We start from the raw sequence: 14718 nt of genomic DNA, 5'->3' as shown, positions 1-14718 counted from the left end.
AAAACTCATGTGTTCCCGCATCATCCTTTTTTTTCTTCTTTGCTTATTATCCCATAGCTCATTATCCCAAGTAAACATCATGGGTAAGCCGGGATATATTAATACTCCTACAGCCGGATGGTTCGAAGATCGACCGGTAGGTTTGACTTTTGCGTTTATGCCTGGAGATTATAGCCAGTTTAAAAATGAATTGACAGATGTGTATTTTTATAATTTACGAGGTTCTTTCACATCGTTTTTTGAAGTTAATTTTACGATAGCCCATAGGCCTGTTAGGGCAAAGTTGAACAATTTGGGAATTGGAGATCGACACCTGGATATTAGATTTCGCCTTTTAAAAGAAACTGAAACTCGCCCCGGGATTGTTTTGGGGTTGACTCCTCCAGGCTCTGCTGCGCCTTATTTATCTCATGATTATCTTGTATTAACGAAAAGAATATCTATCGGGTCTGGAGTAATGGAATTAACCTCGGGCTATGGTTCACCCTTTGTTTTTATTAAAAGACCTAATGCTAATTCTATTTTTGATTATAGTATTGAAAGAAAATCTACAACTAATTTAAAAGCTGATTATTTAACTGGATTTTTTGCCGGATTTTCATATTCACCTATACAGTTTGGTGGGTTGATGTTGGAATTTGATTCCAATACTATTAACGGAGGGGTTTATTTAAGGCCCTGGCAGTGGCTGAATTTACAGGCCTATACTTACGAGGGAAAAGACTGGGGTTTAAACGCAGCCTTTAATATGTCTCTGGATTTTCCACCTAAAAGCTTAAGAAAGTATGCTAAAACTATGGACTAGTATTATAATTTGTTCATTGGCAGGTAATATGTATGCTCAATTGGATATTTCCAAATTGTCTGCTTCTGGATTTGAAAATATTATTTTCGCTGAGGAGGAGGATACCATAAGAATTTTTTTTGAACATCGGGAATTTAGAAATCCAGGCCATAGCATTCAGTATGCAGAACTTTTAATGACTGATCGAACAAGAGATAAAAATTTTCTCTGGATTCCGCTGCTTCATAATGTTCCAATTTACGTTTATGATACGCAAAATTTAAAATCCCGGCTACTTTCCTTTGCAGAAAAAGAGTTTTTTCAGAAAAATAATAAACCATTCCGAAACTACAGGTTTAACTTTAGGCTTCATCCTCAATTTAGTGCAAGATTCGGATATTTTACAGATCCTTTTGAAACCAAGTTGAATTTCATTCTCGGTGCCAGAATTTACTTAGCCCGTGGGCTAAGTATGCAATCAGGAATAACGATACCTGTACATAATAATCTTGATAATCATGGCAAGAAGCTCAGAGCCGCGCCAACGATGCTGCATTATTTTGCTCAACCCTGGAACTCTCATTTTGTAAGTCTTAGTGCAGGAACTTTTTATAATGACCGTTATGGACTTGATCTGGAATATAGATTTGCTCAGTTAGATTCTAACTGGAGCTTTGGTTTGGCGGGAGGTCTTACCGGTTATTATCGTTTATATGGTTTGGAGTACTATAGTGAGTCTATGGACGATATTTATGCGATTGCGGATGTGGAATGGCGCACCGGAATAGAAAATACGACTCTTAAATTAAGTGCTGGACAATTTTTATATATGGATAGAGGTGCAAGAATAGATTTGATAAAACAATATCCCGCAGCAGAACTGGGCCTTTTTGCATCTCATACCGATATAGGTAATACTGTAGGTTTTCAATTTGCATTTTCCCTGTGGCCAGGTAAGATTTTGCGAAATGATAAATTCGAATTAAGAACTTCAGAATCCTTTCGTTGGGCTTACTCTTACAATGGTTTTGACCCCGTGGCGAAGCAAGTTAGAAGAGGTACTCCCAGGTTAGCGAATGTGTTAAGGAATTATAATGAAAAATGGGTGAAAGCGGTCTTGACTCGATAGGTTTTTAGTCTGTTGCTAAGCTTTTAAAATGTTAGCGGTCATCGCGAAAAGAATGATGCGATCTCAAGTATGAGAGCTGAAGTTTAATTTTGAAGTAAAGGGATTTCTCAGTCGCTCTGCTTCTTCGAAATGACCCTTTTAATAATGGTCTAATAACTGTGATCAGTAAGTAAAGAAGTGAAATGTAATTTCGAACAGCGTGAGAAATCACTTTATATTAGTAATTCTGCTATTTAAGATGAGATTGCTTCGGCTACGCCTCGCAATGACGGTTGGTGAAAGGATAGTTAGTGATTGAATTTACAAATTGCATGTTTCCGGTACGCCTCGCAAGGACGGTTTATAACGGGATAATTTGTAAAGCACAATTTGTCGGATGATTGCTTTGACCTTGCCTTCAATGACCTAAAATTTTATTAGTCAAACTGCGAATTAATTTAGCGCAAGAGAGGAGTTTATTTAAAAGTTAAAATATTGTGAATTTTTTATAGAAGTGTCTTATATTCGCACCCAATTTAGAATGACAAAAATGAAGCGATCCCAAATCGTAAAATCCTTACAGGTAGTGCTTTGTGTTTTCCTGTTAAGCTCCTGTGTTTCCAGAAAAGAAATTGTTTATTTTCAGGGGCTTGAAGAAGCTGGAGAACGCCTTGAGCAAAATCAAAACAAAAGCCTTGCGATTAAACCAAATGATTTATTGACCATAAGTGTTTCAGCTCCGGAACAGGCAGCGGCCATGCCATTTAACCTGCCGGTAGTTGGAATGCCGGAAACTAGTGGACCCTTGGCTTTGTCTCCTCAGGGTAGACAGCAATTACAAACCTATCTGGTAGCCAAGGATGGAAAAATTGAATTTCCGGTTTTAGGTGAAATGACTGTAGAGGGTCTTAGTACTCAGGAATTAGCCTCAAAACTGAAAAAAGATATTAGTGAATTCGTGCAGGATCCTATTGTAAACGTACGTATTACCAATTTCCAGGTTAGTGTGCTGGGAGAAGTTAACCGGCCCGGTACTTATGATGTGACCGGGGAACATTTAAGTCTGCCCAAAGCACTTGGACTTGCCGGAGATCTTTCAATATATGGTGAGCGTTCCAATGTTCTCGTTATGCGGGAAGTAGATGGGAAGAAAGTTTATAAGTATCTGGATCTAACAAATCCGGAAATTCTGGAATCACCTTTTTATTATTTACAGCAAAACGATGTGGTTTACGTGGAACCAAATTCAGCGCAAAGACAGTCTGCCAGCTATAACCGTAATGCCGGTGTATATATTTCCATAGCTTCTGTACTTATATCATTAGCTGTTTTATTAACGCGATAGTTTATGTCACAACAACAATATACTCCCAGACCTCAGGAGGAAGAGATTAATTTAAGAGAGGAATTACAAAAATACCTTAAATACTGGCCCTGGTTCATTACCGGTGTTGTTATTGCTGTACTGGTTGCAATTGTATATCTTAAAGTAACCGAGCCTACTTATAGTACAACGGCAAGTATCATAATTAAAGATGAAGAGAGTAAAGGCCCTTCATCTGAAATGTCGGCTTTTGTAGATATGGGCTTACTTTCTGGGATGGGTACTAATTCCATCGAGAATGAAATAGGAATTCTTAGGTCCCGTCGTTTGATGACCAGTGTAACCAAAGCACTGGATCTTAACGTTAGATATTTTGATGATTCAGGTTTATACCTCCAAGAAGTTTATCTGAATTCTCCTTATCTGGTACAGGTGCTGCAGCTTGATGAAGTTGCTTTAGCAGAAAGAGCTGAAGAAATTGGAAATAACTTCAGAATTACTAAAAATAATCAAGGACTTTTACTTACCAATACTGAAACAGGGGAAAGCTTCAAAGCTGATTTTGGCGTGCCTGTAAATGTTGGTTTTGGAGATATTGTTATCAACCAAAATGAGGAAGTTCTCAATAAAAAGTCTACTGATGTTATCGTGAGTTTTTCCACAATCGATGCCGTAGCTTCAAATTACAAAGAAAAACTACAGGTTAATTTAACCGATAAAAATTCAAGTTTAATAGAGCTGACTTTAGTTGATCCTGTTCGTGCTAAGGCAAGAGATATTCTTGATCAGCTGGTATTGGAATATAACCGCGAAGCCATTGAGGATAAGAACCTTGTTGCCAGGAATACTGCTGAATTTATTGATGATAGATTAGGCATTATTAATGAGGAGCTGGATAGTGTTGAGACCGGAAAAGAAAAATTCAAGGAGGCTAATAGTTTAACCGATATTCAGGCAGAATCAAGTATTTATATTGAGAATGCCAGTGAATACAATAAAAGGGAGCAGGAAGTAGGAACTCAGTTGGAACTTGCCAATGCCATGATCGAGTATCTTAACTCCGGATCTAAAACAGATCTTTTACCCGCAAATCTGGGGATTGAGGAGACTGCTGTGAATAATAGTATTCAGGAGTATAACAGCCTTGTGCTGGAAAGAAATCGAATTCTAAGTGGTTCCACAGAGAAAAACCCGATAGTAATTCGTCTTAATTCTCAAATTGATCAGATCAAAGCTAATGTGTTGCAAAGTCTGGAAAGAATGCGTTCTAATTTGAGAATCGCTCAGAAAGATCTGGATAGGCAAAGTCAGGTGCTTGGGTCCAAGATTTCTGCGGTGCCTTCAAAAGAAAGACAGTACAGAGGTATAGAACGTCAGCAAAATATCAAGGAAGCCTTGTATTTATTCCTTTTACAGAAAAGAGAAGAAAATTCATTGTCTTTAGCTGTAACTGCGCCTAAAGCGAAAATCGTAGATAGGGCATATAGTTTAAAAGATCCGGTTTCACCTAAACCGAAGATTATCTTATTGGCGGCGTTAATCCTGGGATTATTAGTGCCGTTCCTTTTTATCTATCTTAAAAATCTGCTTAACAATAAGGTTAAAGACAGGGCTGATCTTGAAAGAGCTGCGAAAGAAATTCCTATTGTTGGAGAGGTGCCTAAAGTAGTAAAAGGTCAGAAAGACATTATTGAATTAAGTGACCGTAGTATCCTTGCAGAGGCCTTTAGAATTTTGCATACCAACCTGCAATATTTACTTGTGAACTCTAATGATAAGAAAACCGGTGTAAAGATATTTATTACCTCTACAGTAAAAGGGGAAGGGAAAACCTTTACGGCTTTTAACCTGGCCATGACCCTTGCGAATACTGGTAAAAAAGTAGCTGTGGTGGGTGCAGATTTGCGTAACCCGCAGTTGCAGAGATATGAAGCTCAAACTAAAACTCTCTTAGGTGTTAGTGATTATCTGGTAAATGATAGTTTGCAGCTTGATGATCTTATTAAAACCTCAAAATTACACCCGGGGCTAATGTTGCTGCCTTCTGGTAGTATTCCTCCTAACCCGGCAGAATTATGGAGACTTGAAAAAGCTTCTAAAATGTTTGATCAGCTGGAGGCTAAATTTGATTATATTATAGTTGATACAGCGCCGGCAATGCTGGTTGCAGATACCTTTCTTATTAATAAACACGCCGATCTTACCTTATATATGGTTAGGGCCGGATATACCGAGAAGAAGTTGCAGGAGTTTGCTCTGGATGCAAAAAGAGACGGGAAGCTACATGATGTAGGATTCGTTCTAAATGACGTGGAACTTTCCAATTTTGGATATGGTAATAAGTATGGTTATGTCTACGGAGTGGAAGAGGAAAACTTCTGGAAAAAGCTAAAAAATAAAGTAGCGTTTTTCTAAAATAAGTAAATCATAATAAAATACAACCCGGCCCTTCGCCGGGTTTTTTTATGCCTATTTTTTCCATTAAGGTTGTTAACAGTTATTTAACTATATTTGCCCCTTTAGAAATTACAATTTTTAAAAATACCCTGCATCCCCGTTAAATGACTGAGCAAACCAAAGACCCTGCATCTTCCGGTATCATTAGGAAACCCATGCTGTTCGCAGTGCTGAGTTCCATGCTTTTGATGCTTGCGGGATTGTTTATTCTTTGGCAGCGCTATCAGATACTGCTGGATGATCGAAAGTCCAGTATGTCCGCCATGATCGAAGTGGTGGAGCAGAATATCGATCAGTCTCTTAAATACAGCTATTCCGCTGCTCTTTCCCTTGCTTTGCAGATCGATAATGACGGACAGATAGAAAACTTCGAGGAGGTTGCTGCCCGTATCATCGATAATAATACAAATATTGACGCTATACAAACGGTTCCTAAAGGGGTGATTACTAAAGTCTATCCCTACGAAGAGAACAAAGAAGCGATCAACTACAATATATTAAAAGATCCGGCACGCCGTGATGAGGCGCTTGAGGCAATTGCGCGAAAACGTATGTTCTTCGCCGGGCCATTTGAATTAAAACAAGGCGGACTAGCCATTGTAGGCCGACTTCCGGTTTTCATCAAAGATGACTTCTGGGGCTTTGTTGCGGTTCTTATAAAATTCGATAACCTAATTGCTCAGTCCGGTATTTCTGAACTTTCCGGGAAAGATTATAGCTTTCAGTTTTCCAAGGTAAATCCTGTTTCTGGTGAAGAGGATTTTTTTCTGGATGGGATTACGAAACTTGAAGATTCCTATTCTGAAGATATTGAAGTTTCAGATGGAAACTGGAAAATTTACATTATTCCGCAGGATATCTGGGGTCCGTTTTATGAATTGATTCCTGTCGCCTTTCTTATTTTGCTGGTTGGTGGAGCTTTGGGTTGGATCGTTTATCATGCTTTAAAAGAACCGGTAATTCTCGAGAACAGGGTTAGAATGCAGGCAGGGGAGCTGGCAGATAGTGAACATCGTTTCCGTACTATCTTTAATCAGGCGGCCATTGGGATGGCGCGGGTAGATTCTCGCACCGGAAAAGTGCTTGAGACCAATAAACGATTTCAGGAATTGATCGGCTATTCAGAAGAAGAGTTAACAGGGAAAAAACATACAGATTTTTCGCATCCGGAAGATATAGATTCCAATGTGAAACTCATGCAGAAACTGCGTAATAATGAAATACGGGAATATCATCTGAGCAAAAGGCTTATCAGGAAAAACGGCAAGGTGATCTGGATCAATCTTAATGTTTCTCCTTTATGGGCAGAAGGTGAAGAGGCTACTTCGCATATTGCTCTCGTGGAAGATATCTCCTCCAGAGTGGAGGCCAAACAGCTGCTGAAAGATAACGAGAACCGTTTCCGGTCTCTGGTGGAAAATTCCAATGAGATCATTCTTATCGTTGATGATCAGAACAGCGTTAAATATGCCTCTCCATCATTAGGTAAAGTTACCAATTACCAAAAAATTGATTTTTCAGTCAATGGGGTTTTGCATTATGTACATCCAGATTATCATGATATGCTTCGGGAGAAGATAGAATATGCTTATACCAAACCCGGTATTCCTATTCCTGATATTATTCTTAAGGTAATAGATGCCGATAATCAGTGGTTCTGGGTGAATCTTACGTTAACCAATATGCTGGATGCCGATAACATTAATGGGTTTGTGATCAACCTGCGGAATATTACCGAAAAACGTGAGGCTGAGCTGAATCTGGTGAAGTCTTATGAACTGGTAATGGAACAGAATAAAAGGCTGCTTAATTTCGCCTATATAGTTTCTCATAATCTAAGGTCTCACGCCAGTAATATGGAGGCTATTCTTGATCTTTATGATTCGGAAGATTCAGAAGAAGAAAAGAACAATTTTATAGGCCTGCTAAAGAAGGTTTCCAAAAATCTGGATCAGTCCCTTCGGGATCTTAATGAGGTGGTTTCCATAAATACCAATATGGATTTGAAAGTGGAACCAATTTCTGTAAATTCGGTATTAGGACAAACCCTGGAGATGTTGAGTTTGCAGATCAATGCCCGGAATGCTGAAGTTATAACTGAAGTTCCCGATGGGATGATAGTTCATTTTAATTCGGCATATATTGAGAGTGTGTTGCTTAACTTTATAACCAATGCGCTGCGGTATAGTCATGAAGAAAGGGATTCCGTGATCTGGATAAAAGGTTATAAGGAAGAAAATCATTGGGTGCTTGAAATAAAAGATAATGGGATTGGGATCGATTTGAAGCGCCATGGCGATAAATTATTTGGCTTATATAAGACCTTCTCCGGAAGAAAAGATGCCCGGGGAGTGGGATTGTTTATAACCAAGAATCAGATTAATGCCATGGGTGGCGATGTGGAGGTAGAAAGTGAAGTAGGAATTGGTACAACATTTAAAGTGATATTTAAATAAAATGAATATAGCGGTTATTGACGATGATGAAGTTTACCAGATGATCATCCGGAAATACATTGACAGATCTCAAAGTTTTGAGGAAGCGGAATTCTTTTTAAGGCCGCTTGAGGCTTTGGAGTACTTTAGAGAAAACAGAGATAATCTGCCATCATTGATCTTACTGGATATCAATATGCCTTTAATGGATGGCTGGCAGTTTCTTGAGGCCCTCGAAAAGGAATATGAAGATCTTTATGAAAAAACCAAAGTCTACGTGGTGAGTTCTTCCATTGCCTATTCAGACAGAGATAAACTGGAAGAGTTTCCGGGTTTATCCGGATTTCTATCCAAACCTATTGGGATTACTCAGTTACAGGAGTTAAGAGAAGCTATATAAAAAGAAAGACCCTCTAAGGGTCTTTTATTTTAATAAGAATGGTTAATAATTATTATGCAGCAGATACTACATTATATTGTGAAAGCAGGTTCTGATAAAAGAACAGGCTTTCTTCATCTTTTTTAAGACAGGATTTTAGGAATCTTTCCAGATCCTGACATTCGAAAGTGATATTGGTGTATTTGTTGTCTCCTACCGGAAGCTGAAGATCTATGCTGTGATCTTCATAGTTGATAGAAACTTTTCTGGCATCGAAATATCGTTTTACCAGTTCCTTGTGTAGCAATTGGAAATTTGCGGTCTCTATATTTTTATTAATAATACTGTAAGAAATTAGATTTTTAAGGTCATTTAAAATCTCCGGGGTAGTAATTCCATTCATAGTTCCTACATTTTTTCATTATCGTTATGGCTAAATTAGGCCCGTAGATCCAAAATGCTGTTAAAAAAAACGTAATACTTTCCCTGTTAATAATTATTTAACTCAAGCATAAATTCTCTTAAGAATATTTTTACATTAAAGGTCAATTATAGTTGGGGAATGCATTATTCGCTGCTGTTCATCAAGGATAGAAAGATTGTAGAATTCAGTGTTTTCTCTAATTAAAGAGCCGGAAGAATGATGAATGTGTCCAAACAAATGTAGTTTGGGTTGGACAAGATCTATAGATTTTGCCAATTCTTCACAGCCAAGTTTTAACCCGCTACCTATCTGATCCATAATTCCGTAAGGTGGAGTATGGGTGATTAGAACATCTGTTTTAAGCGGAATCTTTTTCCAATGCTGGCCAATTGCTTTTCCCCTTTCTTTATTAAAAGCCCAGTTTTCCAGGCCGGGTGTCATGGGTGTACCCCAGAAGTTAATTCCGTTAATGTTTATTCCGGAATCTATCAGTAAAGTTACCGAACCGGGAATAGTATCTATTTGATCCTGCTTTTCAAAAAAGAAATCGTGATTACCCGGGACTATAAGTTTGTATTTATGAGGCTGGGCTGCTATCCAATTCAGAAAATTATTGGTTTCATTGCGCGTGCCCCCATCGGTAAAATCACCAGCATGTATAAGAACATCTCCATCTGGAAGCGCAATATCATGGTGTTGGTTATGGGTATCGGCAAGGCAAACGAGTCTCATTAAGCAGAATATTTTAAAAAGCTAATGAAAAAAAATCCGCTGAAAATTTTCAGCGGATTTCAATTTTTCTTTTTCCGAATTTTTTATTCCTGTTCTTCTTCATCAAAGTTGAAAGTACCATGATCTGCCGGAAGAACTTTATTGATAGTTTTCAGCATCGCAAAGGAAATGATGGCTGCCGTAACCGCAAAAAACAAAAATTTTACCAATAAGCTTTCGCTTACGGCCAGGCTGTAAAAACCGAGGAACAACTCGATTACCACAAACATTACCTTTAAACCTACTTTTAAAAACATCTTTATAAATTATTCTGTTCAAATATACTACCCAATATCCATACCATCCCGACTAATAATCAAGTTTGACGAAAATTTAACTTTGGTACCTTCTGGCTTACAAACTTTTAAGTTAAATAATCTTAAACCTGATCGGCGACGGTTTCCGAATTGTAAATTTCGGGTTCAAATAGATGCAAATTGAAAAGCTCAAATAAAATTGCCGTAGGGGTACTAATAGGGATTGCGGTTCTGGCTTTAGGACTGTTAGTGGCTAATAATATTCTGGAAGCTAAGATCAAAAAAGGAATTGAAGCTAACCTGGATAATATACAGGCAACCTACAGGAAAGTAGATGTAAAAATATTAAACCGGTCTGCCGAGGTTTTTGATGCCCGACTGTCTATTAAGGGAAAACAACTTTCTTTAGATTTAATTCGATTGGAGAATATAAATCTGTATGAGTATATCGTCAATAAAAATGTGGAAGTGGGGAAGCTCATTATTAATGATCCCAATGTGAAGATTTTTGATCTGCCTTCCCGGTCCAAAGATTCTATTGCGCCTAAAAAGTCGAAATCCTTTAAAAATAAGATCTTTATAAATAAGGTGAATATTAACGGCGGAAGTTTGAAAATTTTTGAAAAGGACAGTTTACAACACAGGTTGTTCGCTAAAATTAGAGCCATTGACTTAAAAGATGTATTGATCGACTCGGCTTCATTAAAAGCTAAATTGCCTTTTATTTTCTCTCCGGGACAGATAAAAATAGATAGTATTTTCTATGATCTCGATCAACTTCAGGTTTTATCCACAGGCAAAATTCAAATTAAAGACCAGGATCTTGGGGTGAAAAATCTGCAAATCCTGCCGAAATATTCCAAAGCCGGACATCAGAAATATTTAAAAAATGAAAAAGACAGGTATATCCTTAAAATAGATTCCTTAGCCTTGAACAGTTTTAAATGGGATCCGGAAAATGAGGAGTCCAGGTTTCAAAGTGAAAATACTCTGATCTCCAATTTTCACTTTGAGATTTACCGGGATAAATTAAAGCCGGACGAAACTTCCTATAAATCTCTCTATAGTAAAATGCTTAGGGATTTGCCGATAAAATTAAAGTTGGATCATGTTAAGTTGGTTAACGGATACCTGAAATATGAAGAACGCCTGCATGCCAACAGGGAACCGGGGGTGGTGGATTTTTCAAATTTAAATGGGGAGATAGAGAATATCACCAATTTTGATCTGGATCGCAAAGATTTTCCAACCACCAGAGTAAGAGCGCGGGCCAATTTTATGAAGTCAGCTCCACTTTCTATTGACTGGAGTTTTAAAGTGAATAATAAGAGCGATTATTTTAGAATTTCAGGCGAGATGGGAAATCTCTCTGCTGAACAGATGAATCAGTTTTTAAAACCGGCGATGAATGTGGAAGCTCATGGGGAGATCCTGAAGATGAATTTCGTCTATACCGGAAATTCAACTAAGGCCACGGGGGATATGCGACTGGAATACAAAGATTTTAAAGTGGAAGTGCTTCAGAAGGATAAGCAGAAAAAGAATAAACTGGTTTCGGCTTTGGCGAATCTACTGGTTAAAAACAAAGCTTTGAACGATAAAGCTGAATATAAGGAGATCACCTATGAACGGGACCAGACCAAATCTTTCTGGAATTATTTCTGGAACCTTATTAGAAAAGGGGCTATGAAAACATTCCTTTAGATCTTAAAGGTAACTACCGGTCTGCTGGTATGGTTTACCAGATCTTCACTAATGCTGCCATTAAAAAAGTGAGCGATTCCTTTGCGACCATGTGTTCCAATTCCCAAAAGATCTGCATCTACACTTTTTGCAAAGTTGAGAATGCCTTTTTCTACCGTAAGATCATTGTAGATATGCATGTCATAATCTGCAGCTTCGTGACCATTCACAAATTCCTCAAGTTTTTTAATGGTTTGCTTGCTGGTGGTAAAGTCATTAGGAGTGTTAACATACAGCAAATGAAGTTTCGCGTCTATACTGTTTGCAAATTTAAAAGCATGGGATAAAGTTCCCTTGTCCCGGGGATTCGCATCTGTCGCGAAAACAAAATTATCTATGCGAAAGTTTTGAATATTCTGCTTAATAACCAAAACAGGAATTTCAGAATGTCGCACCACTTTTTCGGTATTCGAGCCAATAAACATTTCCTGTACTCCGCTGGCGCCATGGGAACCCATAACGATTAGATCGCATTTTTTCTCCTTACTTATTTCCATTATTCCGTCAAAAGCCCGGTGAAATTCCACGGTTTCGTGTACTTTGATTCCTTCGAGAAAAGGCTGTTTCATGAGTTTGGCAAATCGCTGATGCGCGAGTTTCATAAAGAAAATAGCTTCGGGCATATTGTGGCTGCTGCCATTTACCGGGTCGATAAGTTGTAAGGGGAGTTCCAGCATATGCAACAGGAAGATCTCGCTGTCAAATTTTCTTGCCAGCTGTGCGGCAACCTTAAGAGCATTTTCAGCGCGGTCGCTAAAATCTGTAGGGACGAGAATATTTCTCATAACGCATGTAAGATTAGATTAAACGGGCTTCTATTAAATTTACGAAGAATATTTTAGCTACTCTCATTTAATGCATTTTTTATAGCGCATTCCATTTATGAAAAATTTGCTAAAATTTGAGTGGAATTACGGGTATAGCTCATTTCATTTATAATCACGTTTTTATACTTGGAAAATATTGCTATATTTGCAGCGTTGAAACTGAAATTTAGTACAGCGAGGGGACAGAAGTCCCCTCTTTTTATAAACATATGCTGAAAGAGAAAGTAGAAAAATTAGCAGAGAAGGTTTTTGAAGAAAATAAATCATTATTTTTAATCAGCCTTGAGATAAACTCCGCTAATCACATTAAGATAGTGCTTGATGGTGACGAGGGAGTTTCAGTAAATGATTGTATAATGGTAAGCCGTGCCATAGAGCACAACCTGGACAGGGAAGAAGAGGATTTCTCTCTGGAGGTTACATCGGCAGGGGTTTCTGAACCTCTTTCAATACCAAGGCAATACAAAAAGAATTTAGGTCGCAGATTAAAGGTGAAAACCGAGAACGATAAGTTTGAAGGTGACCTTGTTTCTGCTAATGAAGAGGAAATAGAACTTTCCTGGAAGGCCAGAGAGCCTAAGCCGGTTGGGAAAGGGAAAGTAACAGTACAGAGAGAGGTAGTTTTGCCTTATTCTGATATTGTTGAAGCGAAAGTTAAAATAACATTTTAATCACATATTGATATGGAAAATATCGCGTTGATTGAGTCATTCTCCGAGTTTAAAGACGATAAACTTATCGATAGAGTAACCCTTATGGCTATTCTGGAGGATGTTTTTAGAAATGCTTTAAAGAAAAAGTATGGGGAAGACGATAATTTTGATATTATTGTAAACCCTGATAAAGGAGATCTTGAGATCTGGAGAAACCGGATCGTTGTTGCTGATGGTGAAGTAGAAGATTCCAACAGGGAAATTTCTCTTAGCCAGGCAAGAAAGATTGAGCCGGATTTTGAGGTTGGAGAAGATGTTTCAGAAGAAGTTAAGCTTATAGATCTTGGAAGAAGAGCTATTTTGGCATTGCGTCAAAATCTTATTTCAAAGATTCATGAGCATGATAATACGAACCTGTACAAGCAGTTTAAAGATCTTGAAGGAGAGATTTATACTGCAGAAGTTCATCATATAAGACACAGAGCCATTATTCTTCTTGATGATGAAGGTAATGAGATTGTGTTGCCAAAAGATCGCCAGATTCCGTCTGACTTTTTCCGAAAAGGAGAAAACGTAAGAGGGATCATCGAAAGCGTTGAACTAAAAGGTAATAAACCTACGATCATAATGTCACGAACCGCTCCCGGTTTCCTTGAGAAGTTATTCGAACAGGAAATTCCGGAAGTGTTTGATGGTTTGATCACTATCAAAAAAGTTGTTCGTGTACCTGGTGAGAAGGCGAAAGTAGCCGTTGATTCTTACGATGACAGGATTGATCCGGTTGGAGCCTGTGTAGGGATGAAGGGTTCTCGTATTCACAGTATTGTACGTGAATTAGGGAATGAGAATATTGATGTGATCAACTTCACCAATAATGAGCAGTTGTTCATTACCAGAGCATTGAGCCCTGCTAAGATAACTTCCATTAAAATGGATGAGGAAGCGAAAACGGCTGAGGTTATGCTTAAGCCGGAAGAAGTTTCCAAAGCTATTGGTAGAGGAGGTCATAACATTCGTCTAGCCGGTCAACTTACCGGGTATGAGATCGATGTTTACAGAGAAGGTGTTGAGGAAGATGTTGAGTTAAAAGAGTTTACAGACGAAATCGAAGACTGGGTGATCGCCGAGTTTTCAAAGATTGGTCTGGATACTGCAAAAGCAGTATTAGAGCAGGATGTTGATGATCTTGTTCGTCGTACAGATCTTGAGGAAGAAACCATCAAAGATGTGATGAGAGTTCTTCGCTCAGAATTTGAAGAATAAAATTATTTTTGAATACATTAAAAGAGGTTAATTTAGAGGGCAATTTATGGCAGAAGCGAAAACAACGCGATTAAATAAAGTTCTACGTGAGTTCAATATCTCGTTAGACAGGGCTGTGGAATATCTTACTTCCAAAGGCTACGAGATTGATGCACGTCCAACTACCAAGATCTCGGGAGAAATCTACGAGGTGCTTTCTGACGAGTTCCAAACCGATAAGAGTAAGAAGGTTGCTTCCAAAGAAGTTGGTGAAGAACGTAAGAAAGAAAAGGAAGAGCTGCGTAAGGAAATTG

The 14718-nt window shown here is 38.2% G+C and carries 14 protein-coding genes; 10 read left to right on the top strand and 4 right to left on the bottom strand.

Going from position 1 to position 14718, the window contains the following annotated elements:
* From ACNKXV_RS10320 to ACNKXV_RS10295, 6 genes are all read left to right on the top strand, one after another.
* Window positions 1-805, top strand: an 805-nt coding sequence (locus tag ACNKXV_RS10320; protein WP_417907647.1) for a YjbH domain-containing protein, incomplete at its 5' end; no start/stop codon positions are given.
* Complete coding sequence (locus ACNKXV_RS10315) at window positions 786-1913, top strand: YjbH domain-containing protein (RefSeq protein ID WP_417907646.1); 1128 nt, start codon at window positions 786-788, stop codon at window positions 1911-1913. The genes ACNKXV_RS10320 and ACNKXV_RS10315, both read left to right, overlap by 20 nt.
* A 529-nt stretch (window positions 1914-2442) precedes the next feature.
* Window positions 2443-3237: a polysaccharide biosynthesis/export family protein gene (locus ACNKXV_RS10310; RefSeq protein ID WP_417907645.1), complete on the top strand. Its 795-nt coding sequence runs from the start codon at window positions 2443-2445 to the stop codon at window positions 3235-3237.
* A gap of 3 nt (window positions 3238-3240) precedes the next feature.
* Window positions 3241-5631: a GumC family protein gene (locus tag ACNKXV_RS10305; RefSeq protein WP_417907644.1), complete on the top strand. Its 2391-nt coding sequence runs from the start codon at window positions 3241-3243 to the stop codon at window positions 5629-5631.
* 146 nt (window positions 5632-5777) lie between these two features.
* Window positions 5778-8129 carry a PAS domain S-box protein gene (locus tag ACNKXV_RS10300; protein WP_417907643.1) on the top strand — a complete coding sequence of 784 codons (2352 nt, stop codon included), beginning with the start codon at window positions 5778-5780 and terminating at the stop codon, window positions 8127-8129.
* 1 nt (window position 8130) lies between these two features.
* Window positions 8131-8508, top strand: coding sequence for a response regulator (locus tag ACNKXV_RS10295; RefSeq protein ID WP_417907642.1), 378 nt, complete (start codon window positions 8131-8133; stop codon window positions 8506-8508).
* A 52-nt stretch (window positions 8509-8560) separates the two neighbouring features.
* Here ACNKXV_RS10295 and ACNKXV_RS10290 read toward each other — a convergent pair whose 3' ends face one another.
* The 3 genes from ACNKXV_RS10290 to ACNKXV_RS10280 all read right to left on the bottom strand — a co-directional run bounded on the left by ACNKXV_RS10290 (window position 8561) and on the right by ACNKXV_RS10280 (window position 9939).
* A complete protein-coding gene (locus tag ACNKXV_RS10290; protein WP_417907641.1) occupies window positions 8561-8890 on the bottom strand; it encodes a hypothetical protein in 330 nt (109 codons plus the stop codon).
* 135 nt (window positions 8891-9025) lie between these two features.
* A complete protein-coding gene (locus tag ACNKXV_RS10285; protein ID WP_417907640.1) occupies window positions 9026-9643 on the bottom strand; it encodes a metallophosphatase domain-containing protein in 618 nt (205 codons plus the stop codon).
* Between the two features lie 83 nt (window positions 9644-9726).
* The gene (locus ACNKXV_RS10280; RefSeq protein ID WP_417907639.1) at window positions 9727-9939 is read right to left on the bottom strand and encodes a hypothetical protein; all 213 of its coding nucleotides are present in this window, start codon (window positions 9937-9939) and stop codon (window positions 9727-9729) included.
* Between the two features lie 180 nt (window positions 9940-10119).
* Between ACNKXV_RS10280 and ACNKXV_RS10275 the strand changes: the two genes are divergently transcribed.
* Window positions 10120-11643 carry a hypothetical protein gene (locus ACNKXV_RS10275; protein WP_417907638.1) on the top strand — a complete coding sequence of 508 codons (1524 nt, stop codon included), beginning with the start codon at window positions 10120-10122 and terminating at the stop codon, window positions 11641-11643.
* Here ACNKXV_RS10275 and ACNKXV_RS10270 read toward each other — a convergent pair.
* On the bottom strand, window positions 11640-12467 hold the full coding sequence (locus tag ACNKXV_RS10270; protein WP_417907637.1) for a universal stress protein: 828 nt from the start codon (window positions 12465-12467) through the stop codon (window positions 11640-11642). The genes ACNKXV_RS10275 and ACNKXV_RS10270 overlap by 4 nt on opposite strands.
* Window positions 12468-12718: 251 nt before the next feature.
* On the opposite strand from ACNKXV_RS10270, the gene rimP reads away from it, so the two are divergent.
* The 3 genes from rimP to ACNKXV_RS10255 all read left to right on the top strand — a co-directional run.
* Window positions 12719-13180, top strand: a complete 462-nt coding sequence (rimP, locus tag ACNKXV_RS10265) for a ribosome assembly cofactor RimP (RefSeq protein WP_417907636.1) — start codon at window positions 12719-12721, stop codon at window positions 13178-13180.
* Window positions 13181-13192: 12 nt separating this feature from the next.
* On the top strand, window positions 13193-14425 hold the full coding sequence (gene nusA, locus ACNKXV_RS10260) for a transcription termination factor NusA (RefSeq protein ID WP_417907635.1): 1233 nt from the start codon (window positions 13193-13195) through the stop codon (window positions 14423-14425).
* Window positions 14426-14471: 46 nt separating this feature from the next.
* Window positions 14472-14718, top strand: a 247-nt coding sequence (locus ACNKXV_RS10255; RefSeq protein WP_417907634.1) for a hypothetical protein, incomplete at its 3' end; no start/stop codon positions are given.

The sequence above is a fragment of the Christiangramia aquimixticola genome (assembly GCF_048285835.1).
GTDB lineage: Bacteria > Bacteroidota > Bacteroidia > Flavobacteriales > Flavobacteriaceae > Christiangramia > Christiangramia aquimixticola.
The sequence above is the reverse complement of the archived record's forward strand: the minus strand, read 5'-3'. Positions and strand labels throughout refer to the sequence as shown.

Bases quoted from the DNA above. Each gene is read 5' to 3' on its own strand.
- ACNKXV_RS10290 (WP_417907641.1), bottom strand. From the start codon at position 8,890: ATGAATGGAATTACTACCCCGGAGATTTTAAATGACCTTAAAAATCTA.
- ACNKXV_RS10315 (WP_417907646.1), top strand. From the start codon at position 786: ATGCTAAAACTATGGACTAGTATTATAATTTGTTCATTGGCAGGTAAT.
- rimP (WP_417907636.1), top strand. From the start codon at position 12,719: ATGCTGAAAGAGAAAGTAGAAAAATTAGCAGAGAAGGTTTTTGAAGAA.
- ACNKXV_RS10280 (WP_417907639.1), bottom strand. From the start codon at position 9,939: ATGTTTTTAAAAGTAGGTTTAAAGGTAATGTTTGTGGTAATCGAGTTG.
- ACNKXV_RS10305 (WP_417907644.1), top strand. From the start codon at position 3,241: ATGTCACAACAACAATATACTCCCAGACCTCAGGAGGAAGAGATTAAT.
- nusA (WP_417907635.1), top strand. From the start codon at position 13,193: ATGGAAAATATCGCGTTGATTGAGTCATTCTCCGAGTTTAAAGACGAT.
- ACNKXV_RS10270 (WP_417907637.1), bottom strand. From the start codon at position 12,467: ATGAGAAATATTCTCGTCCCTACAGATTTTAGCGACCGCGCTGAAAAT.
- ACNKXV_RS10300 (WP_417907643.1), top strand. From the start codon at position 5,778: ATGACTGAGCAAACCAAAGACCCTGCATCTTCCGGTATCATTAGGAAA.
- ACNKXV_RS10310 (WP_417907645.1), top strand. From the start codon at position 2,443: ATGAAGCGATCCCAAATCGTAAAATCCTTACAGGTAGTGCTTTGTGTT.
- ACNKXV_RS10295 (WP_417907642.1), top strand. From the start codon at position 8,131: ATGAATATAGCGGTTATTGACGATGATGAAGTTTACCAGATGATCATC.
- ACNKXV_RS10285 (WP_417907640.1), bottom strand. From the start codon at position 9,643: ATGAGACTCGTTTGCCTTGCCGATACCCATAACCAACACCATGATATT.